27 protein-coding genes and 2 tRNA genes are annotated in these 26,200 nt (G+C 63.0%); 14 read left to right on the forward strand and 15 right to left on the reverse strand.

The annotated features are described in order from the left end of the window. Positions 1-90 precede the first annotated feature (90 nt). The 3 genes from KTJ77_RS09015 to KTJ77_RS09025 all read right to left on the reverse strand — a co-directional run bounded on the left by KTJ77_RS09015 (position 91) and on the right by KTJ77_RS09025 (position 2,327). Positions 91-564 carry a YbaK/EbsC family protein gene (locus KTJ77_RS09015; protein WP_217338060.1) on the reverse strand — a complete coding sequence of 158 codons (474 nt, stop codon included), beginning with the start codon at positions 562-564 and terminating at the stop codon, positions 91-93. A 101-nt stretch (positions 565-665) separates the two neighbouring features. Continuing rightward, positions 666-1,292, reverse strand: a complete 627-nt coding sequence (locus tag KTJ77_RS09020) for a CueP family metal-binding protein (protein WP_217338061.1) — start codon at positions 1,290-1,292, stop codon at positions 666-668. A 48-nt stretch (positions 1,293-1,340) separates the two neighbouring features. After that, complete coding sequence (locus KTJ77_RS09025; protein ID WP_217338062.1) at positions 1,341-2,327, reverse strand: LLM class F420-dependent oxidoreductase; 987 nt, start codon at positions 2,325-2,327, stop codon at positions 1,341-1,343. Positions 2,328-2,553: 226 nt separating this feature from the next. Between KTJ77_RS09025 and KTJ77_RS09030 the strand changes: the two genes are divergently transcribed. The 3 genes from KTJ77_RS09030 (at position 2,554) to KTJ77_RS09040 (ending at position 3,962) form a co-directional block, all read left to right on the forward strand. Then, positions 2,554-3,186: a hypothetical protein gene (locus tag KTJ77_RS09030; RefSeq protein ID WP_217338063.1), complete on the forward strand. Its 633-nt coding sequence runs from the start codon at positions 2,554-2,556 to the stop codon at positions 3,184-3,186. A gap of 77 nt (positions 3,187-3,263) precedes the next feature. Further along, complete coding sequence (locus KTJ77_RS09035) at positions 3,264-3,557, forward strand: DUF4287 domain-containing protein (RefSeq protein ID WP_217338064.1); 294 nt, start codon at positions 3,264-3,266, stop codon at positions 3,555-3,557. 12 nt (positions 3,558-3,569) lie between these two features. Further along, entirely contained in the window at positions 3,570-3,962 is a 393-nt protein-coding gene (locus KTJ77_RS09040; RefSeq protein ID WP_217338065.1) for a DUF1304 domain-containing protein, read from the forward strand. A gap of 36 nt (positions 3,963-3,998) precedes the next feature. Here KTJ77_RS09040 and KTJ77_RS09045 read toward each other — a convergent pair. The 4 genes from KTJ77_RS09045 to galU all read right to left on the reverse strand — a co-directional run bounded on the left by KTJ77_RS09045 (position 3,999) and on the right by galU (position 6,865). Further along, a tRNA-Ala gene (locus KTJ77_RS09045) sits at positions 3,999-4,071 on the reverse strand. Between the two features lie 96 nt (positions 4,072-4,167). Beyond that, positions 4,168-5,187 (reverse strand): large exoprotein, encoded by a 1,020-nt coding sequence (locus KTJ77_RS09050; RefSeq protein ID WP_217338066.1) that lies wholly within the window; start codon positions 5,185-5,187, stop codon positions 4,168-4,170. A gap of 171 nt (positions 5,188-5,358) precedes the next feature. Next, complete coding sequence (locus tag KTJ77_RS09055; protein ID WP_367948877.1) at positions 5,359-5,970, reverse strand: GNAT family N-acetyltransferase; 612 nt, start codon at positions 5,968-5,970, stop codon at positions 5,359-5,361. A gap of 7 nt (positions 5,971-5,977) precedes the next feature. After that, positions 5,978-6,865: a UTP--glucose-1-phosphate uridylyltransferase GalU gene (gene galU, locus KTJ77_RS09060; RefSeq protein WP_217338068.1), complete on the reverse strand. Its 888-nt coding sequence runs from the start codon at positions 6,863-6,865 to the stop codon at positions 5,978-5,980. Positions 6,866-6,914: 49 nt separating this feature from the next. Between galU and KTJ77_RS09065 the strand changes: the two genes are divergently transcribed. The 3 genes from KTJ77_RS09065 to mscL are packed head-to-tail and all read left to right on the forward strand — an operon-like array spanning position 6,915 to position 8,230. Next, the gene (locus KTJ77_RS09065) at positions 6,915-7,511 is read left to right on the forward strand and encodes a 5-formyltetrahydrofolate cyclo-ligase (protein ID WP_217338069.1); all 597 of its coding nucleotides are present in this window, start codon (positions 6,915-6,917) and stop codon (positions 7,509-7,511) included. A gap of 18 nt (positions 7,512-7,529) precedes the next feature. Beyond that, positions 7,530-7,814, forward strand: coding sequence for an FmdB family zinc ribbon protein (locus KTJ77_RS09070; RefSeq protein WP_217338070.1), 285 nt, complete (start codon positions 7,530-7,532; stop codon positions 7,812-7,814). Between the two features lie 23 nt (positions 7,815-7,837). Beyond that, on the forward strand, positions 7,838-8,230 hold the full coding sequence (gene mscL / locus KTJ77_RS09075) for a large conductance mechanosensitive channel protein MscL (RefSeq protein ID WP_217338071.1): 393 nt from the start codon (positions 7,838-7,840) through the stop codon (positions 8,228-8,230). Between the two features lie 102 nt (positions 8,231-8,332). On the opposite strand, the gene KTJ77_RS09080 is transcribed toward mscL, so the two are convergent. Next, complete coding sequence (locus KTJ77_RS09080) at positions 8,333-8,518, reverse strand: hypothetical protein (RefSeq protein ID WP_217338072.1); 186 nt, start codon at positions 8,516-8,518, stop codon at positions 8,333-8,335. After that, positions 8,515-12,186, reverse strand: a complete 3,672-nt coding sequence (locus KTJ77_RS09085; protein ID WP_254367404.1) for an AAA family ATPase — start codon at positions 12,184-12,186, stop codon at positions 8,515-8,517. Before KTJ77_RS09085 ends, KTJ77_RS09080 begins: the two co-directional genes overlap by 4 nt. Positions 12,187-12,378: 192 nt before the next feature. Between KTJ77_RS09085 and KTJ77_RS09090 the strand changes: the two genes are divergently transcribed. Together KTJ77_RS09090 and KTJ77_RS09095 are read left to right on the forward strand one after the other, a co-directional pair. Further along, positions 12,379-12,900: a methylated-DNA--[protein]-cysteine S-methyltransferase gene (locus tag KTJ77_RS09090; protein WP_217338073.1), complete on the forward strand. Its 522-nt coding sequence runs from the start codon at positions 12,379-12,381 to the stop codon at positions 12,898-12,900. A 46-nt stretch (positions 12,901-12,946) separates the two neighbouring features. After that, positions 12,947-13,019: transfer RNA gene (locus KTJ77_RS09095), tRNA-Arg, on the forward strand. 114 nt (positions 13,020-13,133) lie between these two features. Here the strand turns inward: KTJ77_RS09095 and KTJ77_RS09100 are convergent. Genes KTJ77_RS09100 through KTJ77_RS09110 form a run of 3 tightly spaced genes read right to left on the reverse strand, consistent with a single transcriptional unit; the run spans position 13,134 to position 17,226 of the window. Continuing rightward, positions 13,134-14,840, reverse strand: a complete 1,707-nt coding sequence (locus KTJ77_RS09100) for a SulP family inorganic anion transporter (protein ID WP_254367405.1) — start codon at positions 14,838-14,840, stop codon at positions 13,134-13,136. Continuing rightward, positions 14,837-15,556 (reverse strand): GAP family protein, encoded by a 720-nt coding sequence (locus KTJ77_RS09105; protein WP_217338074.1) that lies wholly within the window; start codon positions 15,554-15,556, stop codon positions 14,837-14,839. The genes KTJ77_RS09100 and KTJ77_RS09105 overlap by 4 nt, the downstream gene beginning before the upstream one ends. After that, positions 15,553-17,226, reverse strand: coding sequence for a SulP family inorganic anion transporter (locus KTJ77_RS09110; protein WP_217338075.1), 1,674 nt, complete (start codon positions 17,224-17,226; stop codon positions 15,553-15,555). Before KTJ77_RS09110 ends, KTJ77_RS09105 begins: the two co-directional genes overlap by 4 nt. Positions 17,227-17,425: 199 nt before the next feature. Here KTJ77_RS09110 and KTJ77_RS09115 point away from each other — a divergent pair, with 199 nt between their 5' ends. Continuing rightward, on the forward strand, positions 17,426-20,035 hold the full coding sequence (locus KTJ77_RS09115) for a LuxR C-terminal-related transcriptional regulator (protein WP_217338076.1): 2,610 nt from the start codon (positions 17,426-17,428) through the stop codon (positions 20,033-20,035). An 18-nt stretch (positions 20,036-20,053) separates the two neighbouring features. On the opposite strand, the gene KTJ77_RS09120 is transcribed toward KTJ77_RS09115, so the two are convergent. After that, positions 20,054-21,139 carry an ATP-binding protein gene (locus tag KTJ77_RS09120; RefSeq protein ID WP_217338077.1) on the reverse strand — a complete coding sequence of 362 codons (1,086 nt, stop codon included), beginning with the start codon at positions 21,137-21,139 and terminating at the stop codon, positions 20,054-20,056. Beyond that, positions 21,133-22,479: a DUF1254 domain-containing protein gene (locus KTJ77_RS09125; RefSeq protein ID WP_217338078.1), complete on the reverse strand. Its 1,347-nt coding sequence runs from the start codon at positions 22,477-22,479 to the stop codon at positions 21,133-21,135. The genes KTJ77_RS09120 and KTJ77_RS09125 overlap by 7 nt, the downstream gene beginning before the upstream one ends. Before the next feature lie 180 nt (positions 22,480-22,659). Between KTJ77_RS09125 and KTJ77_RS09130 the strand changes: the two genes are divergently transcribed. From KTJ77_RS09130 to KTJ77_RS09150, 5 genes are read left to right on the forward strand one after another with little or no spacing between them, the layout of a single operon-like run. Further along, a complete protein-coding gene (locus tag KTJ77_RS09130; protein WP_254367406.1) occupies positions 22,660-23,613 on the forward strand; it encodes a DUF1214 domain-containing protein in 954 nt (317 codons plus the stop codon). Next, positions 23,610-24,032, forward strand: coding sequence for a DUF6325 family protein (locus tag KTJ77_RS09135; protein WP_217338079.1), 423 nt, complete (start codon positions 23,610-23,612; stop codon positions 24,030-24,032). Before KTJ77_RS09130 ends, KTJ77_RS09135 begins: the two co-directional genes overlap by 4 nt. Before the next feature lie 22 nt (positions 24,033-24,054). Next, a complete protein-coding gene (locus tag KTJ77_RS09140) occupies positions 24,055-24,411 on the forward strand; it encodes an SHOCT domain-containing protein (RefSeq protein ID WP_217338080.1) in 357 nt (118 codons plus the stop codon). A gap of 18 nt (positions 24,412-24,429) precedes the next feature. Continuing rightward, positions 24,430-25,101: a GAP family protein gene (locus tag KTJ77_RS09145; protein ID WP_217338081.1), complete on the forward strand. Its 672-nt coding sequence runs from the start codon at positions 24,430-24,432 to the stop codon at positions 25,099-25,101. Between the two features lie 38 nt (positions 25,102-25,139). Then, positions 25,140-25,532: a phage holin family protein gene (locus tag KTJ77_RS09150; protein WP_217338082.1), complete on the forward strand. Its 393-nt coding sequence runs from the start codon at positions 25,140-25,142 to the stop codon at positions 25,530-25,532. 19 nt (positions 25,533-25,551) lie between these two features. On the opposite strand, the gene KTJ77_RS09155 is transcribed toward KTJ77_RS09150, so the two are convergent. Then, positions 25,552-26,049: an HNH endonuclease gene (locus KTJ77_RS09155; protein ID WP_217338083.1), complete on the reverse strand. Its 498-nt coding sequence runs from the start codon at positions 26,047-26,049 to the stop codon at positions 25,552-25,554. Positions 26,050-26,200 lie beyond the last annotated feature (151 nt).

The following is a 26,200-nucleotide window of genomic DNA, read 5'->3' on the forward strand; positions in this document are numbered from 1 at the left end:
GAGAAGGAAAAACTCGGCCTCGTTTCCTTCTGCCGCAAACATTTCCTTCTGCCAGAACACCGAAGGTGCGGCAAACCCAGCGCAGTGCCGTCAGTTCACGGCGAGAACGGAACCACGGGTGAGGCGCACGAGGTCATCAAACGTGAGCGGAAAAACCGTATGCGCGGTGCCGCCTGCCGCCCACAGCTCAGCGAACTGCGCGAGGGTCTCATCGATGACCGTTTCAATCGGCGCGGGGTGACCCACCGGCGCCACTCCCCCGATCACCTGACCGGTCGCCGCGACGACCTGATCTGGCTTGGCGCGCACAATGCGTTCTTTGCCCAGCCGCTCCGCAAGAAGCGCGGTGTCGACGCGGTGCGCGCCACTCGTCATGACGAGCAGCGGCTCATCGTCGGCCATGAACACCAGACTGTTCGCGATGGCGCCCACCTCGGTGCCGAGCGCCGCCGCCGCGAGCGCTGCCGTCGCAGCCGAATCAGGCAAGGTGATGATCGTTCCTGGTACACCAGCATTACGAAGGGCATCCGCAACGCGATGGCTGCGCGCGGTGAGGTCGGTCATGTCAGCCCTTCAGAAGTAATCGGCGGTGAAGTCTCGGGCCGCCAAGGCGCGGAGTTGGTGACACCACTGTAAGACATGACCGACCGGCCCTCACCCCTGGTCTAGACGATCTGTAGCGTCGTCACGCACGTTGGGTCATCGGCACCCGTCGCAATCGGCGCGGTCACCGTCTGCTCCCCCGCAACGATGGTGATGGTTCCGCTGATATCGCGCGGCAACCAGAGCCCGACAAAACCGTTGTCGTTCGTCGTGTAGGTGCCCGCGGCAATCTCCGCGCCGTCATCACCGACGATGGTGATCTCCAGGTCTTCGTTGGCGAGTTCGCCGAGGCAGGTCGTGAGGCTGTGGAAGAAGCAGTCGTGTGTCTGGGCCGCATAAGGCGCGATTGAGACGTAGAACATGTCATCAGGCAGAGACAGCGTGGTCTGGTTGTTCTCGTCGTCCATGAGCACCAGCTCATCGGGGCGCACCGATGCCATCAGGTTGGTCGGGCGCTCGGCCACCGGCATCGCTTCGAGGGTGTCGATGACCGCGGTGGCATCGAGACCGGCGAGGCCGTGTCGCTCGAGGAACACGTCGGCAGCCTCCGTCACGGGTGTCTCCTGCACGTGCGGGGCGGAACCGGTGGTTTCGTCCGGCACGTCGTTTGCGGGGGCACACGCCGCCAGCGTTGTCGCCGTCACAAACGCGACAGTAGCGGTCAGCAGAAGACGAGAGACACGACGCATGTTCTCATCCTAGAGATACCTCCCCCGGGTATTACCTGGGAGGCGGGGTTAGCTCAGTTCTCGCATCACGGTTCGCTCGAACAGCTCAACGCCGGAGCGGTCGTACGCCATTTCGGGGAAGTAGTGGATCGCGTAACCCAGGCCGTGCTGTTGGCGCTCCGCGAGGCGCTCGGCGACCTGCTCCGGGGTTCCGTAGCCCAGCGATGATTCGTAATCAGAGCGGATCTTGGCGGCACGGGCATCGCCAACGTGCGGCGTGAGCCGCGCGATCACGGCGTCGAGACGGTCGGCGACTTCGGCTTCGGTCTCACCGATGATCGTGTTGAAGTTTGACGAGCGGGTGATCTGCTCGAACGGTCGCCCCGCGTTGATGCAGTGCTGGCGAAGCACTTCACTCTTGTGGTCGAACTCTTCCAGGGCGCCGGCGAAGTTGGTGTACTGCGCCGCCTTCGCTGCGATCTTCAGGGTGACCTTTTCACCACCGCCGGCAATCCACAGCGGAATGCCGCCCGGCTGCAGCGGACGCGGTTCCACAATCGCACCGTCGACCTGGAAGTACTTACCGTTCAGTGTCGCCACACCCCGGCTCCATGCCTGGCGCATGATCTCGACGCCCTCGCGCAGCATGCCGAGGCGTTGCGGAATCTCCGGGAATCCATAGCCGTACGCGCGCCATTCGTGCTCGTACCAGCCACCACCGATTCCCATTTCGGTGCGTCCGCCCGAAATGATGTCGACGGTCGACGCGACCTTTGCGAGATACGCGGGGTTGCGGTACCCCATGCACGTGCACATTTGCCCGAGGCGGATGCGGCTCGTTGAGGCGGCAAATGCGCTCATCAGCGTCCATGCCTCGTGCGTCGCCTCGTGGCTGTGCACGGGTGTGGTGTGGAAGTGGTCGTACACCCAGAGTGACTCCCATGCGCCGCTGTCGAGGTGTGCGGCAATGTCACTCATCGCCCGCCACTGCTCGGCGGGCTCGATGCCCACCAGATCGAATCGCCAACCCTGGGGAACAAACGCACCAAATCGCATGCCGCCTACGCTACCGCTCTCCTGCACTCTGAGGAAGGAACGCCGCCGCAGAGCGCAGGGACGCGGCGGCCCATCACGCGCGTTCACTGACGAACGCCGAACCTCGCGCTGATCCCCCAGGGGCTAGCCTTCGCTACGCTCCCTGTGGGAGGCTACCGTCAACGCTGGGGTGGCGACTGCGCCGCCAGATATGTCTCAGGGGGTCATTATGCAACGACGCCAACCAATGGATTCTCGCGGTCGTTGGGTGCTCGGAGGGATTCTTCTTGCCGTCGCCGCTATGGTGTCGGCTTCCGCGCCGTACGTGCAACAGTTCTCTTCGGTTCCGTTCTACGATTTCATCGGGAACGTCCTGCTGCTTGCCGCACTATTCCTGTTCGTGGTTGATGCGGGCTCGGTTGGCGCCATGCTTTCTGACCGCCGGACAGCCTGGACAGGCACAATAATCGTCGCCGTTGCGATGATTGGGTCAGAAGTGCTTCGGCTCTTCCCCGTTGCTCCCGGAGATTTCCTCATTCCATCGGCGTTAACGGTGCTGCGTGGGGCCGCACTCGTGGGCCTCGGCGCACTCGCGTGGGCGGTTGCCCGCTCGCCGCGCATATCTCGTCGGTTCCGCTCCGTCATCGTCGTTGCGGCGATCGCGATAATCGGGAGCAACGTCATCCAGTCCGTGACGCTGGCGTCTCCGGGTATTCCTCCCGAGCTCATCCACCCCATTATCTGGAGCCTCACCCTCACCGTGTGGATGACGCACGTGTTTGGCATGCTCGCGATCAGCCTCGCGGCGATTCTCGCCGCGCATCACCCCGTTGCCGAAGCGCATGACGCTTCGAGCGAGTCGGCCTCGCTCACGGGATAGGGGTATTGCCCGCATGCGAGACGTGGTAAGAATTCGTCAGCGGAACCACGTGGTTCCGTTTGCGCGAAGGAGCACACATGTCGTTTCAGGCTTACCTCGACGCCGTCGAGACCAAGACGGGGCTCACGCCACGACAGCTCATTGCCCTCGCCACTGAGCGCGGCTTCGGCCCCGGCGCCAAGGCGGCACCCATCCTGGCGTGGCTCGCAGAAGACTATGGCATCGGTCGCGGTCACGGTATGGCGATCGTGCACGTGATCACGAAGGGTCCGCAGATCAGCGCCAAACACGTTGCCAGCGGCGGCACGCACTCCGACGCGTCCGACACCCTGTGGTTGGACGGCCAAGCAACCGATCCGACCCGCGTCTGAGGGGTCGTCACCATGTGGCTGATCGTCGGTCTTGTCCTTGCCGGGCTCGCTGCCCTGTTGCACGTCTACATCTTCTATCTGGAGTCGATCGCGTGGACGGGGAAGGCGGCGCGCGCGACATTCGGAACCACGCAAGAGCAAGCAGAGACGATGAAGCCAATGGCCTTTAACCAGGGCTTCTACAATCTGTTTCTGTCAATCGCGGTGTTGGCAGGCATCGCTTTCTTCGCGACCGGGCACACCACCATTGGCGCAACGCTGGTGTTGACGGGCGCCGGCTCCATGGCGGCCGCAGCGCTTGTGCTGTTTGCGTCAAGCCCCCGCAACCGCGGCGCCGCGCTCAAGCAGGGCGTGGTTCCGTTGCTCAGCGTTGTGGCGATGGCCATCGGCCTCGCGGTGCATTAGGGGTCACGCGCCCGGAGTAAGACTCATCACATTGGGTGGACCTGAGGGGAATCGAACCCCTGACCTCCTCGATGCGAACGAGGCGCGCTACCAACTGCGCTACAGGCCCAGAATGCAACCACCATACACCCGCGTGTGACCCCTAGCGCCACCAGCTGATCAACGACACAAGCACCACAGCCAGGGGTGCGGGGCGTGAGTTCGGTTAGCTGGCGGCGCGGCTAGCGAGAAGCTGACGCACGTGCGCTTCGATCGCCGCGTCATCCATGGCGGGCTTCGCCGCCGCAGGACGGGCCGTCTCGATACGAACCGGTGCGTGCTCCGCCGCCTTCTGACGGGCGGCTTCTTCGATTGCCGCGCGGCGCAGTGCTTCGCGCGCATCCTTCGCGTCGAGAGCGATGGCCGCGCGCGATCCGGCAACGGTCGTCAACGGCTGCGGTAGCGAACGCGGCGTCCACTTGGGTGCCGGCTCGTCATGCAGAATCGACACGCGCTTGCGTGGTGCTTCGACCACGAGCGGAACCACGACGGCGGGTGTAGCGCGGCGTGCAACACGCGACATGCGCTGCAGTACGGCAACCCCGAGCACTCCGGCAAGAATGCCAACGACGGCAAGAAGCACCTGTGTCGACACCACACCCCAGATCGCTCCGGCAAGTCCGAGCACCGTGATGCCGAGTGCGATCAATCGCACCGTTCGGCGTGCGTGTGCGTGACGGGCGGCCACGGCGGCTGGCGCATTGCGGGCAGCGTGCAATTCGGCACGAAGACGCTGATGCTCAGCCGCAGCGGCAGCAGAGGCACGAGCGCGTTCAGCTTGAACCCGAACTTTCGCGAGTTCGCGGTACGCGACCTCATCGGCACGGCGCTGATCGCGAGCCGCGAGGGCATCATTACGCAGACGTTCTTTTTCAAATTCTGCTTCTTCGCGAACCCGTTCGGCCTCAGCGCGAGCGGCGGCTTCTTCCAGCTCACGACGCTGCTGTTCGGCCTGTCGCGCCAGCTTCGTCTGGCGCCTGGCGGCACGCGTCTGCAGATCGACGCGAAGTTCTTCTGGCTGGTCACTTGTCTCAGCGAGAATTCGGAGCGCCTGACTCATCCGCACAGCGTTACGCTCCGTCGCGTTGTACTGATGGCGTGAGTACCAGGTGGGCAGGAGGTACACCAGCCACAGCCCCGCCGCAATCAAAACGACGACGCCTCCCCCGAGAACTTGACCCTCCATGCGCACAACGGTATGCGAAACCGCACCATATTCCCGAATGAAACACGCCAAAACCTAAAGGTTCAAGCTCAGATTCAACCTCATCCGCGCACAAACCCGCTTTTTCCGCCAATTTGGGCACCGATCTCGAGGTTCCGACCCCTGGTTCCGACCCCCAGGTTCCGCCTCCGGCTACGGAACCACGGCTGCGGCTGACTCGGGCGCACGGCCAGCAAGCCAACGGTGCAAGATGCCCTCGGGCACTTCACCAGCGGTGAGGGCGAAGGCGTAGTGGTCACGCCAGCCGCCGTCGATGTGGATGTAGTTCTTGCGGGTGCCTTCGTACCGAAAGCCCAGCTTTTGCACAACGCGCAGGCTCGGCTTGTTCTCCGGGCGGATACAGATTTCCATCCGGTGCAGGCGTAGCTGCTGGAAGGCAATATCGGTCGCCATCGCGACGCAGGTTGGTGTCACACCTTTACCAGCGAAACGCTGTGACACCCAGTAGCCGATCGTGGCTGAAGATAGCGAGCCACGGGCGACACCCCAAATGTTGAGCTGTCCGGCGATTTCGCCGTTGTATTCCATCACGAAGGGTACGCCGTTGCCCTCGCGATACTGCTGCAGCAGACGCCGAACGCCCGAACGCATGTCAATCGATGCTTCCATGCCGGGGATCGTGGCTTCCCAGGGGGAAAGCCACGCCCTATTGGTCATGAGCTCGTGTTGTAGCGCTCGGGCGTCCTTGGGTTTGACAAGGCGGAGCGTGATCGGCCCATAGTGGCTCGTGATCTGGGGCTCCACCGTTGGCCTACAGGTCTGCCGCGAATTCCTTGAGCCACGGACGCAGCTCAGGACCAAGGTCAGCACGCTCAGCAGCCAGCTGAACGATGGCCTTGATGTAGTCGACGCGGTCTCCGGTGTCATAGCGACGACCGCGAAGGATCACACCGTAAACGCCGGGACCGTCGGGGTCAGCCGCGAGCACCTGGAGCGCATCGGTGAGCTGGATCTCGTTGCCCTTGCCCGGCTTCGTCACTTCGAGAACATCGAAGATCTCGGGCGTGAGCACGTAGCGACCGATGACAGCGAGGTTGGACGGGGCGTCTTCCTTGGCCGGCTTCTCCACGAGACCGGTGACCTTCACCACGTCAGGGTTATCCGTTGCTTCGACAGCAGCGGCACCGTACATGTGGATGTGGTCGGGATCGACCTCCATCAGCGCGATAACCGATGCGCCACGACGCTCGTGCTCGGCGATCATAGAAGGTAGTAACGGGTTGCGCTCGTCGATGAGGTCGTCACCAAGGAGAACAGCGAACGCCGAGTTGCCGACGTGCGCGCGAGCACGCAACACAGCGTGGCCCAGACCCTTCGGCTCCCCCTGACGAACAAAGTGAATGTCGGCGAGTTCGGACGAATGCTGCACGCGCTGCAGACGCGCATCATCACCCTTGTCGATCAGCTTGGTTTCCAACTCCGGCATGGCGTCGAAGTGGTCGCTAATCGAGTTCTTGTTTCGGCCGATGATGACGAGAACGTCTTCGATCCCAGCCTGCACCGCCTCTTCGACAACGTACTGAATTGCGGGCTTATCTACGACCGGCAACATTTCCTTGGGCATCGCTTTCGTCGCGGGGAGAAAGCGTGTGCCGAGGCCGGCAGCAGGAATGACGGCCTTCATGCGTGTTTCTGGCATTCTCCCAGCCTAGTCGGCCTCTTTGTGATTCCCTGCATAGAATCGAGTCATGCCCGGAGATATCGAGCACGCCAAGCAAGCAATGCGCGCAGACCTACGTCAGCGCCGCCAATTGCTCTCCCCCATCCAGCGCGAAAGCGCCGAGGAATCACTGACAGCGCAACTGTGGCAACTCGTCGACTCCACGGGCGCGACGTCGGTGTCGTGCTATCTCTCCACGACCCTCGAACCCGGAACACGCACGTTTGTGAACCAGGCCATCGAACGCGGTCTCCGGGTTCTGCTGCCCAGCACACGTGCCGATGGACTCTTGGACTGGGTGGTTGCCACCGTCGATGGTGAAGAGGCGACAGGGCCGCACGGAGTACCGGAACCCGTCGGCGAGTTGCTGGGGCCGATTGCGGTTGACGAAGTGGATGTCCTGCTGATTCCCGCGGCCGCCGTCGACATGTCAGGAATGCGACTCGGTTGGGGCCGCGGATACTACGACAAGACCATCGGCTCGATGCAGAAATGCCCGCCGGTGTATGCGGTGATCTTTGACGCTGAGTTGCTGGATGAGGTTCCGACGGAACCTCATGACCAGCCCGTCAGCGGTGTCGTCACGCCCACGCGTGTCATTACTTTTGCAGCGCAGCAGCGCTGATTGGTCAGAAAGAGAAATATGCCTACCTACGCTTATGCCTGCACGCAGTGCAATCACGCTTTTGATGCCGTTCAATCTTTCAGCGAAGCCTCCCTCACGGTGTGCCCCGAATGCGGCGGCGGCCTGCGCAAGCAGTACGGTTCGATCGGTGTGACCTTCAACGGTGGCGGCTTTTACCGCACCGATTCTCGTGCGGCATCAGGTAAAGGTTCGGCAGAGTCCAGCGCGTCTCCCGCCGCGACCAGCGCTTCTGCGTCATCATCGTCTTCTGGAGGAACGACCTCCGCCGCCACCTCGTCGTAGCGGAGACAGAAAAGGGGAACGCCATGCTTAAGGGGTTCAGAGATTTCATTCTGCGCGGCAACGTCATTGACCTCGCCGTCGCTGTCGTCATCGGTGCGGCTTTCACCGCCGTTGTCACCGCCATTGTCGATGGCTTCATCACGCCGCTGATCGCAGCCACGACGCCGACTGGTCAGATCGAGACGGCCGTGTTCTCCATCGGCAACTGGGACATCGCGTGGGGGTTGATCCTCGCCGCAATCATTAAGTTCATCTCGGTGGCAGCGGTCGTCTACTTCGTGATGATTGTTCCGATGAACAAGTTCAAGGAGCTCCAGGCCAAGCGCGCTGGCATTACCGAAGAGGAAGAAGCTCTCTCGGAGACGGACCTCCTGGTTCAGATCCGCGATCTGCTCGCCGAGCAGAAGAAGGCATAGCTCTCGCTCGCCGAAAGCGCCGTCCGATTCATCGGGCGGCGCTTTTCCGTTGCGTAGTGACATCACCAGCGAAGTCCCCGCCGCGGTGATCCCCGTAGCTCATCAGTAGTGGGGTGGAACCTCACGGCGCATGCGGTCGTCATTGGGGCCAGCCCCGGCGGGCTGCGCCACGATATTGGCGACGATCGGGTCATCCGCTTCCGGCTCAGCCGTGGTTCCGGGAGCCGCTGTCAGGCGCGCGCGACGTGACCCTGCGACGCGAACGACGTGCTGTCGCTCGTCACTCATGATGTGGTTTCTGCCGCCTCAGCATCGGCGAACCCAATCGCCCCGAGGAGCGACGCAATTCGTGAGGCGACGCGGGCCGGGTCGCTGTAGAGATCAAACGAGTGCACGCGAACATAGTGCCACCCGAGCTTGCGCAATGCCTGAGGACGCAACCGCAGCGACTCGCGAAGCGAATCACCATAAATGTCCGGGTCACTCTCCACAACCACGGCGCGGCCATTGTGCTGCGCAACAAGCGGCAGCACGCCGCGGTAGTTGACGTTCAGCGTCACACCCAGGGCACGCAGTTCACGTGCGAGCTGCAACATGAGCGGATCGGCGAGGTCTTCGAGGTAGGTTTCGCGCGAGCGTTCGGCAACGCCGGAGAGAATCGACATGAGCGTCGCCGCACCGTGCTCAAGCCGGTCATCGGTGAAGGCGGTGGGACGAATCGACGACACAATCGTCATCGAGCGACGCGCACGAGTCATTCCGACAGTGAGCAGTCGTTCGCCATCGGGAGTCGACAGATCACCAAAGTCACTCAGCACGCGCCCATGGCGGGTGAGGCCGAACCCGAGCGAGAAGATGACGCGGTCGCGACTCTCCGCGACCGACTCCTCCAATGTCAGCACCGCAAACGGCTCGCCGTTGTCGCGCGAAACAAAGTCGGCAACATCGGCGCGGCCGGCGAAGGCGTGGGTGACGGCGGTGCGAACCCGCTCCGCGTGCTTGCGGCTCGCGGTCACCACCATGAGGGATTCCTTCGGGCGGTTCACCGCATGCTCCATCACGACCGTGACCACGCGCTGCACTTCGGCTTCCGGGCTTTCCACGGCGCCTGACACCGGATCAGGCGTTCCGATGCCACCTTCGACGTAGTCGACGGTGAGGCTGCCGCGTCCGAGATAGGAACCAGCCCACGGCATCGAGGCGATCTCGCCACCGTAGAAAGCATCGTTGACGAGTTCAGCGAGGTCTTCGCCGCCTGCACGATAGCTTCGGGTGAGCGTCTCCACCGGAACCAATTCAGCGATGCGTTCGAACACACTCATCGTGTCGAAGGGGTGCTCAGCTTCCCACTCCCCTGACGTCGCTGTCGCGATGTCAAATGGCGTGGGTGCCTGCGTTACCGGGTCGCCAAACAGCACGACCTGGCGGGCACGGCGAATCGCTGGCGCCGCTTCCGTCGTGTTGATAGCACCGGCATCGGCGATGAGGACGACGTCAAAGTCGGTGTCCGGGATGAGCGGAACCTCGTAGGGGGATGCGACCCAGACCGGAACCAACACGCGTGTCAGCGTGGGAGCCACCGCCCGCAGGGTCGCAGGGGTGGGTGCGCCACGTGTAATCGCGGTCTTCAGCGCCTGCGCCTCGGCTGGCTGGTCAATCAGAGAAATTCGCCAGTCCGTTGCCAGACGCCAAGCGAGCAGCGGGCCCGAGTTTGCGTTGTGCGCTTCGTCAACGAGGCGGAAGTCGCGTTCGAGGCGATCCACGACTGCCGTCTGAGCGCCGAGGAGAGCCTCGTCTGTCTGCAACAGGTGTTCGATAGCCGAGAGCCACCACGCGCTCTCGAGCTCTGCCGCAACGCGGTGTTCCGGAACGTGACGTTCCGAAAGATCCGACAGCAATGGTTCCAACCCCATCCGCGCCAACTCGACACGAAGTTTGCTGCGCTCGATGAGGTTCTCGAAGAACGTTGATTCAGCCGCCAATCCGGCCAGTGTGCGCACGAGTTGCGCGACCGGAAGTGCAGAAAGCTTGGCCGTTCCTGCGCGACCAAGCGGCTTGTCGAGCGCGCTCAGGTCGGCGTGCACGCGTTGCCACGCGACGGCGACATCCTGCAGACCCGCAGGAATTTCCGGAACCACGCCTTGATCGACGTAGCGCTGCCACGCGGTGCGCTGCTTCTGAATGCGCACGAGCGAGTCATGCATGTCTTGCACATGCACACCGGGGCGCACGTACTCGCGCGCGACGGTTTTGAGTCGACGGCGCTGCGCGCTGGACATCTGCACGGCGTCGCGGCGGGTGGCGTGCGCGGCGATGAGGTCAGTGAGCGGACGTTCGAAAACAGTGGGGCTGAACTTGTCGAGCGACTCCAGAATGCCCTGGAGCAGTCTGAGGTACTCGCCGAGTTCATCGACAGTGAGGAAGGGCCGCATGCGTGTCTGCGCGATGAGCGCGTAACCACGCTCGAGGAGACTCGGAACGTCGGTCTTGTGCAATTTTCCGGCGAGATCGTGGGCAGCCTGCGCGGCAGCCGTTGACTCAAAAGCCGCCCCGTACCACGGCGAATCGTCTGGACCGAACTCAAATTCACCAAGCTTCGCAGCGAGCGTCAGCTTCGACGCCGCTTCTGTACGATCCTTCGCAAGCGCGGCAAGCGCACGCGCATCAAGGCGAGCCTGCGTGTTGGGCGGCTCAGGGTGTTGCGCGATCTTGGCAAGCTCGCGAGTCGCGTCAAGGGCGCTGACGTGAAAAGCCGGGTGCTTCTGCGTGAGCGCGGTGCGGTAGTCACGCAGCACGGCGCGGAGGCTGACAAGGGCCTCATCGACTTCGGCGGCTGCGGGCTGTGCGGCCTTTTCGTTGCGGCCGATGGCACGAATGAGGTCTTTTTGCAGGCTGGTGGGGCTGACGGCAAGGCCATCAAGGCCGATACCGACCAGGCGGTGACGGAATCCGTCAAGCGTCGAGCGGCGCGCGCTGACAACGAGTACCCGCTTACCGGCCTGCACGAGTGCACCCACCGCGTTGATGATCGTCTGCGTGCCTCCGGTACCTGGCAGCGTGGCGACCGCGAGCGACTGCCCCGCAATGATGCGCGAAAGCACGCGCTCCTGCTCGGCGTCGGCGTCAAGCAGAAGTGTGTCTGCCGCAGGGGATCGGTCATCGGGGCCGGCCCATGCGGCGATTGGCCGCTGTTGCTTGAAGAACTCGCGGTCATCGGCGTGCCCTGCGAGCGCGTTCAAAATCGGGTGATCAAGCCCACCGTCACCGGCCATCTGGGCCGCGATGTCGGCAAATGCCGAGACAATCAAACGCGGGTGCACCGCAAAGGTGTCGATGCGCGCGGTGAGGCGGCGCAACTCATCGATGACGCGTTGCGGTTTGAAAATACCGCCCTCGTGCGCCAGCGCTGCGAGCCTGGCACCGTCAATCGTGATGCCGTAGTGATCCCGCATGGCACGCACGAGCTCGGGGTTCACGAACATCGCACCGTGTAGCTTGAGCTCGAAGTCGGTGAAGTGACGGCGGATCGCGAGCGGTCGCAGCAAGACTGGCGCGGTGTATTCGACACCGCCGATACGCCACGAGGCAAGACCTGTTGCCAAGTGCACGGCGTCAATGCCGCGCACCGCACGAAGCTCAACGTTTTTTGCTGTGATCCGTTCTGCGGCGATGCGCGCGGTGCGCAGGGCCACTTCGTCGCGAAACAGCCCAGACAGGAGCGTCGAACGCCCCGTAATGAATTGCGGCAGGCTCCCGGGGTGGGCCTTGGTGATTTCAATGCCCGCTTCCGGAACATCGTGGTAGCGCAGCAGCGGCGACGGGCCGCCGAGCTCGACGCTTTCAGCAACAATACGATCACGAGCGGGTTGCGCGATGTGCGCGGCCACAACACCCGGACCAAGGTCGCCGACCACTCCAGGCTGCACCGCCTGCGCGAATTCGCGATCTTCGTTCATGAAGAGACGCCCTCCTGTTGCCGACACTTACCACAGTAAGCGGCTCGGTGCGGGTTTCACGTATCCCTCGCGCAGTTTGGCTGAGAAATGCGGGGCGACGCCTCGCTCCTCCACAATTGTGATTTGCCGCACGTTTTCCCCCGGGCGTTGGCGTGCGATATTGGAACCATGCGAGGCACGCAGGATGAGCACATGACATTTACCTGGGACGCCGTGCCCTCACCCATCGGCCTCGTTGTTGCTGTGTTTTCAGACTCCGCCCTCGTGAGCGTTCACGTCACGGAGACAGACCCGCTGTGGGAGGTGGAGCGTGTGTCGCGACTCCTCTTCGAAACCCCCACCCATCAACCCGGAGCGGCGCACGAACTCGCGCGGCAGCTTGCCGAATACTTTGCGGGCGAGCGCCGAGAATTCACCCTCCGTCTGGACTGGCGGCTCGCTGGCGACGGTTTCACCGCGGACGCGCTTCGCGCTATCGCTGACATCCCGTATGGCGAAACGATCAGTTACGGCGACGTGGCCGTTTTGGCTGGCCGCCCCCGCGCGGCACGCGCGGTCGGATCCGCGTGCCGCACCACACCGTTCTCGCTCGTCGTTCCTGTCCACCGCGTCGTACGCTCTGATGGTTCCGTTGGGGAGTACGGCTCATCTCCTGAGACGAAGAAGTTCCTGATCGAACTCGAACGACAAACCCTCGCCAGCGCCGCCGCGTAGCTCCCTGTCATCCACACGGGCGAGCGCCGATTAGGCTAGAGGGTACGCCCCCGTAGCTCAGTGGATAGAGCGTCGGTTTCCTAAACCGTGCGTCGCTGGTTCGAGTCCAGTCGGGGGCACCCGCTGTAGATGCTCTTCGCCTGCGTGCCGTGATGCAAAAGCCTGCGGTTGTGCGCCACTGCACTGTCCTTGCCGCAAGCCCACTCCGCCGTTCCCCTCCCCAAATGAGGGAGCTACTCCGACTCCGCCACCCACCGCTCGGCTTTCTGAATGGCTGACGTCAGCGCCCGCCCGACACGTGGTTCCTCGACGAACACGTTCTCTGGGCCGATGGTGGCCAGCACCCCCGTGACCGTGAGCTGCTCATAAACCTTCTTGTTCACGCCGGCAAGCATGAGCGAGCCGCCTGCACCGCGCAGTCGGCTCGCGTACTGCGCAAGCACCCGAATGAAGGTGCTGCCCAGTTCATCCTTCCCGCGTAGCCGGACGATCACGACAGCACGCTTCGCCACCACCGGAACAGTGGGAAGCTGCGCCTCGAATACCGGAGCTGCCGCGAAGAAGAGGCTCCCGTACGGAACCAGCACGACGATGTCTCCGGGGGCAACGGCTGCGGGCGGTGCCGTTTCGCTCGGCAGCGCGTTGCCAGGCTCGAATACCCACTGCTTCACCGTGACCCGATTGGACTGACGGGCGATGTGCAAAATGATCGCCAACCCGACTCCGGTCAGCACCGCGTACTGCAGCGGAATCAGCAGCGTCAACACGAAAGTGACGGTGAGCACGGCGATCTGAATCGGGCCGGTGCGCCACACCATCAACACGTCGTGGAGCTTGAAGGTGCGTACGCCGACCAGGATAAGCAACCCAGCGAGCGCAGGCATCGCAATGTATCCGATCACGGATCCCAGCAAGACAATCGTGAGCGCCATGATGGCCGCTGCCACCAGGTTGGCGAGCGCGCTTTTCGCACCGGCAGCGCGCACCAAGGCTGTCGCCGACATCGACCCACCTACCGGCATGCCCTGGAACATTCCTGCCGCGATATTTGCGACCCCCTGTCCGCGGAAATCTGCCGAGGGATCCGGGAAGCGCCCGCTGGGGTTCGCGATCGATCCGCTGATGGCGGCACCCTGCACCAGCCCGACGAGAGCCAAAGACAGCGCAGGCAGGATGAGCGGGAGAATGAGCGACGCATCGGGCAAAGACACCCCTGGCAGTGCGTTCGGAACCTCGGCAATGCCAGACAGGAGGGCGACGGGCTGGTGTGCAACCAGAGCGTTCAGGAGCGCAGCGAGCGCCGAGGTTGCCACAATCGCCACGACCATCGCGAGGGCACCGAGTGCGGTGCGCTCCAGTGCGAGAATCAGCACGATCGTGATGATGCCGACCAGCAACGAAGGCCAACTGAACTCGAACAGGTGAAACAGGGTGTCGATCGCTCGGATAATCCGGTTGGCACCCTCGCTGTCGTAGCCGGTGAAGTTATCGAGTTGACCAAGCACAATACTGATCGCGACGGCGTTGATGAACCCGACCAGCACGGCGGTCGGGATGAACCGCACGAGTGACCCCAGTTTCAGGATGCCCAGCACCAGCATCACGATCCCCGTCATAATCGCGAGGGTGGCCAGTGCTGCCCCGACGAGGGGCCCGGTCTGGATGAGCGGTACGTCGGCGATCACGACAGCCATCGCGCCGGTAACCTGCACCGTCATGAAAACGGAGCCGGTGGCAAGCGCCCCGCCGAGGGTTCCCATCAGGTACCCATACAGACCGAAGAGCGGGTTAACGCCGGCAAGCAGGCCCGCAGCTAGCCCGTCTGGCACGCTCTCCACGCCGAGCACGAGCCCCGCTTTAAGGTCAGACGCGACGGTTTTCTTCGACCCGAACCGGCGCACGTATCGCCGCAACAGCACCCGCGCAGAAAGTGGCATCATGACAGCACCACGAGCGCTTTCTGAATCTGCATAAATGCGATGACGGCGAGGAAGATGGCGCTCATGACGCCATTGTTCTTCACGATCCACGCGCGTAGCGCCTCAAGCGCTGGGGCCGCTTTCTCTCGCTGGATAACCAGAATCACCACCGGAATGGCCATCGGAACAATGCTGACCAGGATGAACACCGTCAGAAAGATGGTGGGTACTGGCGCGTCAAGCTCGGCCAGGCGCACATCGAGTGCGGCGATGAACGCGCACGACACGTTGACCGGGTTCAGCAGGAAAATCCCGAGTCCGAGCGCGAGCGACCGTTGCGGTGAAAACGTGTCAATGCTTCGCATCCACCCGGGGAGTTGTGGTGCGGCCGCGGCGACGTCGTCAGGTGTGCGGGCAGCCGCCATCTTGACGAGCGCGGCCCGCGAACGCCGGTATGTCCATACCGCGAAGCCCGCGAGCGCGATCCCTATAAGCAGCCGGATAACAGCGACGCCTGCGGGCGGGGTGCGCTGGGCATCCTGAACTTGAACAGCGGCGAGCAGCAACGCAAACCCGACAACGGCGACGATGACGGCGAGCGCCCACCCGAGCAGAAACAGCACACCGTTGACACGAGCATGCCGCGAAAGCAGAACCGCAACGAGCGCCATGATGGCGAGCGGACTAGCGATGACCCCGAAGGCAACAGGAACAAGGTCCCAAGCAAGGTTGATCACAGCGTCTCCTCCACGTCATCGCCCGTGTTCGCTGGCGAGACTTGCAGGGCTGCCACGGCGGCACGGTTGGTCGCGTACTCCTGCGCCGGATCCATGAGCCCAAAGTGCACCAAGCGCTGGCGCAGTTCCGGGCGCACGCGTGAGTACGCGAGGGTGATGCCACGCGCGGCCAGCCATGCCTTCGCGCCGCCAAGCGCTTCGGCGCCAGTGACATCAATGTCGGTGATCGCCTCAGCGTCAAGCACAAGCGCACGGACTTCTCCTGCGGCGTCGTGAACGGAACCGGTTATGCGGTCGGCCAGGATAGTTCCGTTGGCGAAAAACACGGGAGCCGCAAACCGCAGAACCAGCACTCCCGGTGCCGTCAACGTGGTCGGTTGCGCACTGTCAAGGAGCGATGCTTGCGGATCATCGGAACCCTGCAAGACATCGGTCGCCGGGTTCGCTGCCCGGCGTGCGAGATTAATCAGCGAGAGCACAAACGCCAGGAAGAGGCCGCCGAGCGGGCCAAAGGCCAGGACGCCGACAAAGCACACCACACCGATGGCGAACTCGAATCGGGATTGGCGCCAGAGGTCACCGAACTCCATCAACCCGAGCAACTTGAACACCGCGACAGCCACAACCGCACCGATCGCCGGCGACGGGATCTGTGCAAGCAACGCGGTTCCGAACAGCAGGAGCAAGAGCGTGCCAGCGGCCAGAACGAGGCTCGGCACCTGCGTGCGAGAGCCCGCCTGATCCATGGCAGCGGAACGTGATGTGGAAGATCCCACGGCGAACGACGACGACAAACCGGCAGCGACGTTCGCCGCACCAAAAGCGAGGAGATCCTGGTCAGGGTTGACCGGGTAGCCGTGCTTCTCACCATAGGCGCGAGACACCAAGAGCCCCTCTGCCACGGTCACCAGCGTGAGCGCCAGCGCAGACGGAATGAGCGCAACCCACACGCTCCAATCGAGCATCGGCAGCGCGAACTGCGGTGGGCCGGCTGGCACCTCCCCCAAAACAGCGACGCCCTTCGACTCCAGTCCCCACAGCACCGTTGCCGCCGTCGCCGCAACAAGCACGACGAGAGCCCACGGGATGAGGGGCGCAAGGCGTCGTCCGATTAGAAGGACCCCGATGGAGGCCGCGCTGATCACGAGCGAGAAGACATTCAGCGAGCCAAGAGCACCGAACAGCTCAGCAACCTTTTCGAAGAACTCGGCGGCGGCGTCAAGTCGAATCCCCAGCATTTTGGCGAGCTGGCTCACCAAGATCTCAAGCGCCAACCCACCAACGAACCCGATCAGGATCGGCTTCGACAGGAAGTTGGCGAGAAATCCGAGCTTCAAGAACGAGAACGCCGCTAGCATCAGCCCGCTTAAGATCGCCTGCGCGGCAGCCATCGCGGCAAAGTTCTCCCCGGCAGCACCCAACCCCACGAGCGAGGAAAAGACAAGGGCAGCGGCCGCAGCGTCTGGAGATGCCACCACCTGGCGTGACGACACCATGAGGGCGTACACGATCGTTGGCACGATGAGCGCGTAGAGGCCAGCCGTCGCAGGCAACCCTGCAATTTGCGCGTAACCGATGTTGAGCGGCACCGAAATCGCCAGCAACGTGATACCGGCGACAACTTCGCGCATAATGTTCTTGCGCGTCAATCCTTGAAGCGGTCGCTGCATACCCTCGCACCTTCTTCGACGTTGCCCACCCGTGTTCATAGCGTGGCTGAACTCGCCCCAGGAACATAGCGGACGACAACGAATTCACCAATGACGGATGACTGTGGCCCGCGCGGCGCATCAGCATAGGGCGCCGCACGGCATGGTGTCTGTCCGCTGCGCACCCTTCTGATGGGCGTGGGCACTATGCTGAGGAGCCATGGATCGCCATGTTGCCGCGCAGTGGAGTCCTTCTGCATGGTTCCTGGTCACGCCCCCGCAGCCCAAGGCGACAGCGCTTGTCAGACCGCGCCTTTGTGAACTGTTCGAGAACGCGGCGGCCACCGGAACCACCCCCGTTGTGGTTGCCCCGCCCGGCTATGGCAAGACGACAGCGCTCGCGGCATGGGCCGCCCGTACTGATCACCCGGTCGCCTGGCTCACAGTCACTCACGATGACCACACCACAATGCAACTGGTCGCTGGCATTTTGACGGCCTTGCACACAATCGCGCGTGCGACGCCGAACCTGTCTCTCCTGCTTGATGTCGTGCCTGACGGCGAAAACGCCGAGCGTACGCTGGACCGCATCTGCGCGGCGCTGCGGACCGTCGGGCAGCGCGTCACCATCGTCATCGACGACGCACACCGCGCCAACCGCACCGTGGTCGACGACGTGATCACGTTCTTGGCAGAACGCTCCGACGGCTACGCGCACATTGCCGTCTCAGGAACGCGACACCTTGCGGAGTGGTTTAGCCGCCCCCTTGCCATGGGTGATGCGATTCTCGTCGGACCGGAAACGCTCGCGCTGACCGCAGCAGAGCTCAACACGCTCGCCATCATGACGACACGCCAAGAGCTCTCACCTGCCGACGCCGAGCGCATCATGGCCGCAACGGAAGGCTGGCCGATCGCCGCCCGGATCAGTCTCACTGACCCGACGTCATCTGCCTCACATCATTCTCGAGTGACGGGCGACGATGGCCTGCTGACAGAGTTCATCGCACAGTCTGTGCTTGGTTCCCTTTCGGATGAGCTGTTCGATTTTGTCTTGGCCACCACCTCATGCACCCGCCTTGATGCGCGCCTCGCTCAAGAACTTTCCGGCCGTGAGGACGCTGCGGTCCTGCTTAATGAGTGCGTACAACTCGGGCTCTTCCTTGACCGCTACGTGCGTGAAGATGCATCGCCTGTCTATCGTTGGCACGACGTTTTCGCCCGCCACTGCCGCATTCTGTTGCGCCGCGAACAGGATGAACGCGCGCGCAAGCTCAACGTGATTGCGGCGCAATGGCTTTCACAAGACTTTCCCGCTGAGGCGACGCTGCATGCCCTCAGCGCGGGCAACGCCGACCTCGCCGCGCACATCATTCGGGAAAACTGGCTGCGCATGGTCATCGACACCAATGGCGCAACCTTAAATGCCCGCTGCCTCGCCCTGCCTGCCGAGCTTGCACAGGCACCTGACATCCTCCTCATCCGAGCGTGTTGCCTCGATATCGACGGGGATGCCGCAGGAGCGAGCCGCCTTCGCGCCCAGGCGCGATCCATTTTCGATGATGACCCCGCCCTCGGCGACGAAATGTCATTCGTCGGAGCGCTCGCTGATCTCTTCTTGGCTCACGACCGACTCACCCTCACCCGCGCCGCTGACGATGTCCGCGCCGCTCTGAGCACGGCAGCCACCGCAAACCGCATCCACGTGTACGCGGTCTTCCTGCTTGGGTGGGTCGAACTGCGGCTACGCCGCGACCCCGCTGAGGCCATTCGTCTTCTCACCACCGCCCACCGAGACGCCAGTACTGCAGGTCTCACGGCGCTCGCACGGCGCGCAGCCACCAACCTCGGATTCGCCTACTCCTACGGCGGGCACTTCGTGACATCGCGCGAGTTCTTGGACGCAGCATCCAGCTCTGAGAATGAACCAGATTGGGATCACTACGACGGCGGCATTGAGCTTGTCACACGCGGACATAGCGATATGTGGCAGTACAAACTCACGTCCGCCCGCGAGCACTTCACTGCGCTAATCAAGCGCGGAGGTCACAACACCTCCTATGCGGCGTTAGCGCGCCTGTTTCTGTGCCTGACGACCGCCGCGACCGGTAACGCGCAACTGATCGCTGATGCCGCCGTTCATGTGCGCGGCATCAGCAATGAAGAAGTGCACGGGGTTCCGTGGCCCGCTTATCGACGCATCGCGGCTGCGGCACTCGCCGCCGCGTCCCGCGACTACCAGCGCGCCGTGAACATCATGGTTCCGCTTCAAGAGGTAGAGGCCGTTCCGGTCGTGAATATCTTCGCAGCCGAGATTTATCGACGTGCCGGGCACCCCGATGTCGCGCTCGCGTCATTGGCGCGCATCGCGCACCCGGAACGGATATCGTACGTTGCGGTCTCGGCCCTCGTCACAACAGCAGCGATTATGCGACAAACCGGTGATCAGCACCGTGCCCACGTGTCGCTGGAGCGGGCGCTCGACATTGCCGTGCCAGAGCACATCATCCTGCCGTTTGTCGCGACAGAAGGCGATGACACGCTTCGGGATTTGATCACGGAACATGCGGCGTGGGGAACGGCGCACGAGCACTTTATTGCCTCGAATATCGTCAGCGCCACAGGTGGATCGGCACGTGACCAGGTGTTGGGCGCAGCGCTCTCCCGCCGCGAGCGCGAGATCTTCAGCTACCTGTGCACGACGATGACGGCGGAAGAAATCGCCGCCACCCTGCACGTTTCTGTCAACACTGTGCGCACGCACCAGCGCGCGATCTACCGCAAACTCGGCGTCAGTACCCGACGAGAAGCCGTCAAACTCCGAATCTAGCCGGCCTGATGGTTCGGGCTACACCTTTAGCGGCACGGGCACGTCACTGCCGCCCTCTTCAGTGATGCGAGCACCCATCTGAGTCAGCGTTGGCTGCGCGACGAAGCCACCGGCAAACAGCGCCTGCCCCTGCGCGAACGCTGGCGATTGGGAGAGCAGCTCCGCCGGCACAAAACCGAATACTTGCGCCACTTCAGCGAGGTCGCGGGGAGCGTTCATCCGCATGAGCGCCAGGTTGTCACACTGCGAAAGCACATTCGGGTGAATTTTCGTTGGCCGCTGCGTCGACAGCAAAAGCCACAGTCCGAATTTTCGCCCCTCGGCGGCAATCTGGATGATCTGTTCCGTGAGCGCCCGCTCCACCAGAGTGGTGGATTCAGGAGGACAAATGTTGTGTGCTTCATCGATCACGATGAGGACGGGACGACGTTCGTCACGGCGAGCCCACAGGTGTTCCAGCACGCTCAATGCGGCGACCTTGGGGGCAGCGGGGTTCGCGAAACCGCCCAGGTCCATGACGGTTGCCCGCGGGCGCTGATCCGCGATCTGGGTCGCCGTTTCAGCGCCACGTGCCCACAGCGGCCATTCCAACGTTTGCAGGTTCTCGATGCGCAATGCCAGGCGACGCGCACCCGGGTCGTCTGACTGCCGCAGCCTGGTCAAGAACTCTGCATCGTTGAAGGCGGAGACGTCGCCCTCGAGGTGCAGCAGCACGTTGTACTCTTCGGCGTCCGCAATGGGATCGAGCTGGAGAACTGCGGCCTTGGACGCGGGCGACAGATTGACGAAGCTGGCGTGTAGGCGCTCGCCACCGGCATGCGTGGAGTGCAGCACACGAATATCGGACTGGCTGATCGCCGTGGCCGACTCGGTAGCCGCCCCCGCACGGGTTTCATGCAGGCGCACGAAGTCCGCGTTCGGATCCAGGATGAGTAGCGGCAATTCGGTCTTGAGCAGGAGCTGCTCCAACACCACGCCGAGCGCGTAGGTCTTGCCTGAACCACTTTGGCCACACCAAAAGGTGTGACGGTTGAACTTGCTTGCGAGGAGTTCAACCGTCTCGTCGGCGTTGTCGAGACGAGTTCCGATGGGCAGCGTTACCATGAGCTGCCCTCCGCGACGCGCTCGATCGCGGGCAACTCGAAGCGCCCGTCCACGACCGACGAGTCGGGTTCGTACATGCGCAGCAGCGGACGGAACTCCCCTGCAGGCGCCGGTAGCCAGTTGGCGCGACGCTGCGGATCAGACGGTTCGGTGGCGCTGATCGCAATCGTCAGCGACCCATCGCCGTTGTACACGAGTCCAGGGGTTTCGCTGCCAACCGAATAACGGTCAGCGACATTGGCGACAAGGAAGAAGTCAGGCACGGCGTACATCGTAATCGACCAGAACGCACCGACGGGCGGTGTCGGGTTGAAGGTCAACGTGTACTTCTGCGCGCCGGTGAGTTGCGCGCCCGTCGCGTCGACGTAGACCGCGGCATAGGCCGCCTCATACGCGTGGTTTCCCCAGAGACCGCCCAAGGCTGCCCCGGCACGCAACACATACCGTGCGGGGCCATCGGGTGCCACAAACTCCGGAGCATTTATGGTGCCAACTTCGAAGTGCTCGATGTTGTAGTCAAACGCGTGATAGGTGAGCATCCATCCGTTGACGATGGGCACGTCCCCCGTCTTGAGGTACTCGATGAGCGCACTATTTCCGGCGACGAGCCCCGTGGCCAACGTTGCGACCTCGTCCGCCGCAAGCGCCAGGTAGGGGCTCTCCTGCGCCGTCAGGCCGAGATCGGCGAACTTCGCCAGCACGGTCTGCTCCGCTTCTGACGGCGGGAAAGCCTGCGACCACACCCGCGCCTTTTCCAGAAAAGCAATCTCAGACGGCACATCGGCGCTGATCGTTGGAATTCCGGCCGGTGTCGCCTCTGCATCGATGGGGGTCAGAGTCGTTGCGTCTTGCAGGGCGTGCACGGCTGCCACGTCTTCCGCATCGCCACAAGCCCACCGTCCCACGATCGAGAACACGGTCGTCGGGGCATGAATCACGGTGGCGTTGGACGGTTGCTGACCTTCCCACCCTGGCGGAACCAGCAGGAACCGCCCTGCCGCGGTTCCGGTTGCCCGACGCCCCACGTACGCAAAATTGTTCGTCCACGCGTCAACGAACTGCAACACGTAGTAGCGCTCGCCGGTCTCGGGTACCTCGAGCCACACCGGCCCGACGCTCAGGTCGATCTGGGCCATGGAATACAGCGTGTCGTTGTTGATCGAGACGAAGGTATCCTCGGGCCCGGCGAGGGAACGCGCATGACTGAACGTGTTGAACGCCGCCGCTGGGTTCGCCCCGACGCCCGTCTCAACGTACCGCTTGACCTGGTCGAGGTTGAAAACGAGCGGAAAAGTGACGATGTACGCCTCGTTGAGCAGGGCGCTATTGACGACAACCATGATTCCGCCTTTCTCACGCGGGGTGTTCCCCGCTCGTTCCTCGAGCGTGCCACACCGCGGCGCACGCGCCCAGTCTTTGCCTGACACCCCCTGGTTTCACCGCGGGAAATCACCAATCGTGGATGATGTGGCCCGCTCAGGACACGACACGATAGATAAACAACCAGAGTGGGGAGTTCTATGAGTGCGCAACAGGTCACCGTCAACAACTTTGTCAGGGCCGAGAGCGACCGCATGTTCGCGGCAATCTTCGCACAGGCCGGAGGCACCGGCCTGTGGTCACACGGTTTCACGCCGACGCCCGTGACGCAGCAACCCATTATTCGAATGAACCGCGACACGCTGTATTCTGCCGCTGTCGTCGACATCTCTCAGGGTGCGACAATCACCATCCCCGACGGTGGTGACCGCTACATTTCGGTCATGGTCGTTAACCAAGACCACTTCATCAACAACATTTTTCATGACGCTGGCACGTACGAGCTGACAACCGACGAGTTCGACACTGACTTCGTCATGTTGGCCGCGCGCATTCTGGTTGACCCGGAGAACTCAGACGACGTCGCAATCGTCAACGATCTGCAGCGTCAGCTTTCGATCACGGCGAACTCGAGCCGCCCGTTCGTGGCGCCCGAATCGGACGAGGCTTCGCTGACCGCAACCCGAAACGCGTTACTGGAGCTCGGCAAGGGTCTCGGTGGTTTGGAACGCTGTTTCGGAACCAAGGAAGCAGTTGATCCCATCCGTCACCTCATCGGGACGGCACTGGGGTGGGGAGGGCTGCCCGAGCAGGAAGCCTCCTACATCATGGTGAGCCCGGAACTCCCCGTCGGTCACTACGCCCTCACCGTCGGCGAGGTTCCGGTCGACGGCTTCTGGTCGATCTCGCTATACAACGCGGACGGATACTTCGTAGAAAACGCCCTCAACGCGTACAGCGTCAACAACATCATCGGCACGTCTAACCCTGACGGCACCGTCACGGTGAACTTCGGCGGCGGAGCGGACGACGTCAACGCGCTGCCCGTCATGGAGGGCTGGAACTACCTGGTTCGCCTCTACCGCCCGCGCGCAGAGTTTTTGAACGGGTCGTGGAGCTTCCCGACCCTCGCTGAAGCGAACGGAGCATCATGACGACCCTTAACTACGGCCCTGTCGACATCTATGTCGTCGAGTTTCCCGGGACCGAACCCAACCCTCAGGTGCTGTCTGCGGTCCTTGACCTCACGAAAACCGGAACCGTCCGTCTGCTCGACATTGTGATCGCGAGCCGCCACGACGACGGCAGCGTGACCCTCGTTGAAGTCACAGAAGAAGACTCGCAGTACGTGCTCGGCGATATGACGCTTGAAGTACAGGGTCTCGTCGGCGAAGACGACATCGCCGAGGCGATCGCCCCGATCGCGCCTGGCTCGAGTGTCGCGATCGTCGCGCTGGAAATGACCTGGGCGCTTCAGCTGGCCCAAACACTCGCAAACGCCCACGGCACCGTCGTGCGTAGCGAGCGGATTCCTGCACCCGTTATCAACCAAATCATCGCCGACGCGTCCTAGCCGGCCCGTACTAGGGAGAGACATGCCTTTCATTCGACGCGCCGGACGCCCCGGCCTTCTCGGAACCGTAGCCCGTACCGCCGTGGTTGCTGGCACAGCCACCGCCGTGAGCGGTGCCGTTGCAAGCCGCCAGCACCAGCACGCTGTGGCGCAGCAGGAAGCCGCCGCCTTCGAGCAGCAGCAAGCCGCTGCCGCCGCGCAGGAACGAGCGGCATTCGCCGCGATGCCTGCAACTCCCCCAGCCCCCGCACCCCCAGCAGCGGCGGGAGATGGTTCCGATCTGTTGGCAAAGCTGGCGCAGTTGGGTCAGCTCCATCAGCAGGGCGTCCTCAGCGACGCTGAGTTCGCTCAGGCAAAGGCGCTGATCCTCGGCAGCTAGCCGGGCGAGATCGATCCCATGAACCACATTATTGGTGACGTTCTTCCGTACGCCGTGACGATCGCGATCAGCCCGGTCCCGATTATCGCTGTCATCCTGATGCTCATGTCGCCACGGCCTCGACCGCTGGCGCTGTCGTTCCTCACCGGGTGGATTGCCGGTGTCACGATCGCCGTGGTGGGCTTCACCCTGCTTGCCGGTCTCCTTCCGCAAGAATCCGACGACGGGCCACGCCCCATCGTCGGCGTCATTCAGCTGGTTCTTGGCGCACTCCTGCTGCTGCTTGCGATCAAGCAGTGGCGCGCACGACCGGCACCAGGCGAGATGCCTGCGCTTCCGAAGTGGATGAGTGCCATCGACTCGATGAAGCCTGGCGGTGCTCTCGTGCTCGCGTTCGTCCTCGCGGCCGTGAACCCGAAGAACCTGATGATGTCGATCGCCGCGGCCACTGCCATCGGTCACGTGGCAGAAACCGCCGGTGCCATCACTGTCGCGATCGTCGTGTTTGTTGTGATCGCCGCAGCGACGGTCGCCCTGCCTGTGGTGATGTACCTGGTGACGCCGCAGAAAGCCACCACTATGCTCGATTCGATGCGCACATGGCTCACCGTGAACAACGGCACCATCATGGCGGTGTTGTTCGTGATTCTTGGCGTGCAATTGCTTGGCAAGGGCATCGGTTCGTTCTAACCTCGCGGGCACAATGTGCTCCACAGAAAGGTGTTGCGATGATTCGGTTATTGATTCGCGTGGCCATTAACCTCGCGACCGCAGCTCTCGGTCTTCTCGTTGCGTCCTGGGTGATCCCGGGCGTCACGTTGAGCGCGAGCGGCTTCACTGTGGCTGTCGTCGTGTTTGCCATCGCGCAGACATTGCTCGGCCCGTTCGTGTTCAACATCGCACGCAAGTATGCGGACGCGATTCTGGGCGGTATCGGCCTGGTGACCACGTTTCTTGCACTGTTTGTCGCGACGCTGTTTCCCGGCGGCCTCCGCATTGAGGGCGTAACGGCATGGCTACTGGCCCCACTGGTGGTGTGGGTGATCACCGCCCTCGGTGGCTGGATCCTGGCCGCCATTTTCCTCAAGAAGACGGTACAGAAGGCAAAGGGCGCTCAGTAAGCCCTCTCGGCGTCGTGGGTTAAGCCGCTATCCCGAGGTACGGCTCCCACGACGCTTCTGCACGCTCGACGCCCCGCACCACCCAGGTTCCGCCTCGCGGGGCCCGCGGCTTAATCCGTAGCTCCCACCCCATCTCCTGTGGCGTGCGATTGCTCTTGACGTTATTGCACCGCAGGCAGCATGCCACCAGGTTCTCCCACGACCCGTCGCCACCGCGTGAGCGCGGCTGCACGTGGTCGATTGTTGAGGCCGTGCCGCCACAGTAGGCGCACCGGAAAGCGTCACGTCGAAGCACCCCGCGACGGGTCGCAGGCATGCGCCTGGTCTTGGGGAGGCGAATGTACTGCGTGAGCACGATCACCGCAGGACGGTCATATACCGCCGTTGTCGTCCACACCGGATCGTCGACGACTGATTCCAGAACCGTCGCTCTCTCATTCATGACCAGCAGAAGCGCTCGCTTAAATGACACAACCGCGAGTGGCTCATATCCAGCATTTAGTACCAACGTGCGCATCCGTCGTCCTCTCGATGGGGCCCGGCAGGCTGCCAGGCGCGTCGATGCATGGCGGCGTGGTGGCGGCAAGAGAGCGCCCAGAAACGACAAAAGGCGCTGTCTTGTCAGACAGCACCTTGGTGGGGCGCACAGCATGGCTGTGCATGTCGTG

The sequence above is a fragment of the Microbacterium sp. NC79 genome, assembly GCF_019061125.1.
In the GTDB taxonomy this organism is placed as follows: Bacteria; Actinomycetota; Actinomycetes; order Actinomycetales; family Microbacteriaceae; genus Microbacterium.